The 3,600-nt window shown below is 68.8% G+C and carries 2 protein-coding genes and 1 pseudogene; 1 reads left to right on the forward strand and 2 read right to left on the reverse strand.

What is annotated here, in order from left to right; all coding sequences use genetic code 11:
* Nucleotides 1-472: 472 nt before the first annotated feature.
* Together ACLL9L_RS05250 and ACLL9L_RS05255 are read right to left on the reverse strand one after the other, a co-directional pair.
* On the reverse strand, nt 473-814 hold the full coding sequence (locus ACLL9L_RS05250) for an ANTAR domain-containing protein (protein ID WP_411283591.1): 342 nt from the start codon (nt 812-814) through the stop codon (nt 473-475).
* Nucleotides 815-1,052: 238 nt separating this feature from the next.
* Nucleotides 1,053-1,695 (reverse strand): annotated as a pseudogene (locus ACLL9L_RS05255) (IS481 family transposase); the annotation flags it as partial.
* 1,007 nt (nt 1,696-2,702) lie between these two features.
* Here ACLL9L_RS05255 and ACLL9L_RS05260 point away from each other — a divergent pair.
* Nucleotides 2,703-3,600 (forward strand): IS110 family transposase (locus ACLL9L_RS05260; RefSeq protein ID WP_411283592.1); only part of this gene is annotated, 898 nt, incomplete at its 3' end.

Raw genomic sequence — 3,600 nt, forward strand, 5'->3', positions numbered from 1 at the left:
GCCGCAACGAAGTCGTCCAAGACGTCGCCCAGGACTCCGAACTCGCCTCGAGGTAGCAGCCCGGCCGAGCCGTCGCGTCCCCGCGGATTCGTCTCGAGTCTGCCGGCCCATGCGTCAGCCGACCACGCTCATGGGCCCGCGGGATGGAAGAGCTCCCGAGAGGTCGTCGAACCAGACACGGAGTCACCTCACGCGGCGACGTTGCAAACGGCCCAGACCGTGCCCGCGGCCGCGGTACCCAAGGCGCCCGGACCGCATCGACGCTAAACCCGACGCGCTCGTCGCAGCCGCGTCCGCACGCGGCGGAATGACGCAGAGCAGAGCCGTGGGCGTCACGGCATCAGCTTTCCCATGCCGGAGTCGACGGGCGACCCTGCACCGGCACGGCGGGCGGCGTCCGTGGCCGGCAGCCGTGGCGGCTTTTAGGCATGTGAGATGCGGCGAGCCACTCGCGGAGGTCAGGTCCTTTGGTTCACCTTGCCGCCGACAAACGCCACCCGTGGCTGACGTTCCTGGGGGCTTGACTAGCGGAGATGATGTCCTCGGCAACGTCGACGAGTTTGCGGTTGGCGTCCATGCTGCTGTGGCGCAGTGCCTGGATGGCCTCTTCGTCAGTGAAGCCGAGTTGGGCCATCACGAGTCCGATGGCGACGCCGATCCTGCGGTTGACGCGCAGAGCCGACTGCAGGTGCTCGCCTAGTTCGTGGTCCGCGGCGGTCTCGATCTTCAACGCGGCGTGTGCCGCGTTGCGGTGCGACAACTCGGCAGCCAGCACTAGCTGCCCGGTCGACGGGGTGCTCTCTTGGCTGTTCATCACTCGTCGTTTCGTCAGTTGCCGACCGATGGCCGGATTCTTTACCCCGACCCGTCCCGGATCGGCGCTGCCACGTCGGGCATCCCCCGTGTGTTGAGGTAGCCCGCACTCCTCGCTCTTCCCAAATTACCGGACAAAAGGTAACCATTGGGTCTAGAGCGGCCCTCGCTATTGTCACGATCCGGGGCGCCTACCCTTTGACGAGCCGAGCAGGTAGGGCTCTCAATGTGGTCGAGTGCTCCTCGGCGAGCATCCGCTGATAGCGCTCGACTTTCCCGTTGTGCTTAGGGTGAACGGCCGGGTCCGCTGGTGGCGGCTGGTGTGGGAGACGGCGCGGGCGAACGCGGTGGACCGGTAGGCGGAACCGTTGTCGATGACGACCCGGGTGATGGTGGTGATGCCGTGGGCGGTGAACCAGGCCCGCGCGGGCCCCGAACCCGACAGCGGTGGCGGCGGTCTCGTCGGGCAGGTGCTCGGCGTAGGGCAGCCGAAGAGTATCCGTCGACAGCGGAGTGCGGGCACACGTACCCGGCGCGGGCGCCGGCGGTCTCGGCCCGGCCGGCGGCGCGGTGCTGCAGGCTGGCCCGGCCGTGGACCCGCCAGCCGCCGCCGTCGGGGATCCGGCCGACCTTCTTGACGTTAGCGTGGACCAGGTGACCGCGGTAGCGGGCGGTGATCTTCCCCGGGGTGCGTAGGGGTTCGCCGTCCACGTCGAGCCAGCGGCGTCGGTTCAACCCGAGCCGGACCAGCCACACCCACCTCGACAAGCACTGCCTCGACACCCCGGCCTCGGCGGCACCGTGCTCGATCGGACGGCGCTGGCAGCGTCGGACCAGCCGCAGCCGGCCGGCAGGGGTCAACGGCGCACTACGGTGGGACATGAGGCAGGTCTCCTAGCGAGGACGGGTTGGTCGCACTTCTCATTCTCCGCCAGGGACCTGCCTCTTCAACTCACCCCGGCGTCACCAACCTCACGAGCCGCAACAGCTCGTGGCCCGGATGCCTTCACCCTCTCGCGGCTACCAGGCGCACCCATCCGGCGCGGCACGAGCGATCCCCGGCGTGACGTGTCGAGTCTCCGCAAGCCTCGATGACGGGCGCCAGGACGTCGAGCTGAGCCTGCGGATCTCTCAGGGTCTGAGCAGGACGGCGGGCAGCCCTTTGCGAAAGCACGGCCAGGCTCTCGCCCTGGGGTCGTCGCAGGGCGAGCCGGGTGGTGGGCCGGTAGGAACAGACGCCGGACGTCGGTCATCGGCCTGACGTGGGGCGCAAGGACGGCCCACGACCGCTACCGGGGTTACTACCAGCCCCCGCTCCCACCACCTTGCTGACCGGTGTTCTTGCGTGCCTTCGTTAGCCTCTGCGCCTCCTCGAGGCTCGTCACCTCACCGCAGCGCTTGCACTTCGCCAGCTTGGGGTTCTCTGGTTCGCTGTACTTCTGCCAGTTGTGGCCGACGATGCCACACGCAGTCTGGACGAGACCCATGCGTAGTTCACCTCCTTCAATCAAGGAAAGACTCTCACTCCTCGTTCTTCGCGGAAAGACCAGCCGTGCCATCGGCACCGTCGACAGGCTGAAGCGCCTGTAAGTGTGGGGGTGGCCGGCCTGGGGCTGGTCGGGCAGGGTGGACGTCGTCTGCTTCGTGGCCGTGTGACTCGTGAATCGCCTGGCCCTCTCGCGAGGTGCTCTTCCCGGGATCTGTCCGCGGGGGACGAGGTGGGCGACGTCGACCCGGTCCTTCACCTTGATGGCTTGATTAGAAGCCTGCCCGACCCCTCACGCTTTGCGATGGCTGCCAGGAGTCGTGGCCCTTTACAGGCCTGCCTCGCGGTGACTTTCCCGGGCCGACGCCGATCACGACGTCCCCAACTACAGGAAGTTGCCGCGATGAGTCCCATCGTCTCAGAGCAGTACCAGTTCGTCATCGGCGTGGACACCCACGCCGCCACCCACACTCTCGCCGTGCTCTGCGCCGCGACCGGTGCGGTCCTGCACAAGGAGACCTTCCCGACCTCGAGCCCCGGACTGGGTCGAGCCCTCGGCTGGGTCGCTCGCCGCATCGGCGAGGCCCGCGCCCTGATCGTGGTCGAGGGCACCGGCTCCTACGGCGCGATCTTGACCGAGCGGCTCGAGTTCGCCGGCTACCGGGTGGTTGAAGCGGCGTTCATGTCAGCGGGGGATCGACGCGGCATCGGCAAGAACGACGTCCTCGACGCGGCGCGGATTGCCCGGGCGGTCCTCGGACTGCACGACGACGAACTTCGCACTCCCCGCACGCTCTCCGCCGGAGACGACCGCGCCAGCGGCTCACGGGTCGCACTCCGGGTGCTCGTCGTGGCCCGCGACCAGATGACCGGAGAACGCACCCGCGCCATCAACGTCCTGACCGCGCTGCTACGCACCGTCGACCTCGGCATCGACGCCCGTACGTCCCTGACCGCCGCCCAGCTGTCCACCATCGCCGGCTGGCGAGAGCGCGAGGAGAACCTTGCCCGCCGGACCTGCCGGGCCGAGGCCGTGCGCCTCGCCCGCCGGGTCAAGACCCTCAGCGTTGACCTGACCACCAACCGGTTCGGGATCACCGCCCTCGTCGCCGACGCCGCACCCGAACTGCTGGCCCTGCCCGGAGTCGGCGCCGTCGTCGCGGCCGCCGTCCTGGTCGCCTGGTCCCACCCTGGACGCCTGCGTTCCGAAGCCGCCATGGCCTCCCTCGCCGGGACGTGCCCCATCCCGGCCTCCTCGGGCAACACCGTCCGCTACCGCCTCAACCGAGGCGGAGACCGAC

The sequence above is a fragment of the Lapillicoccus sp. genome (assembly GCF_046595215.1).
Taxonomy (GTDB): Bacteria; Actinomycetota; Actinomycetes; order Actinomycetales; family Dermatophilaceae; genus Lapillicoccus.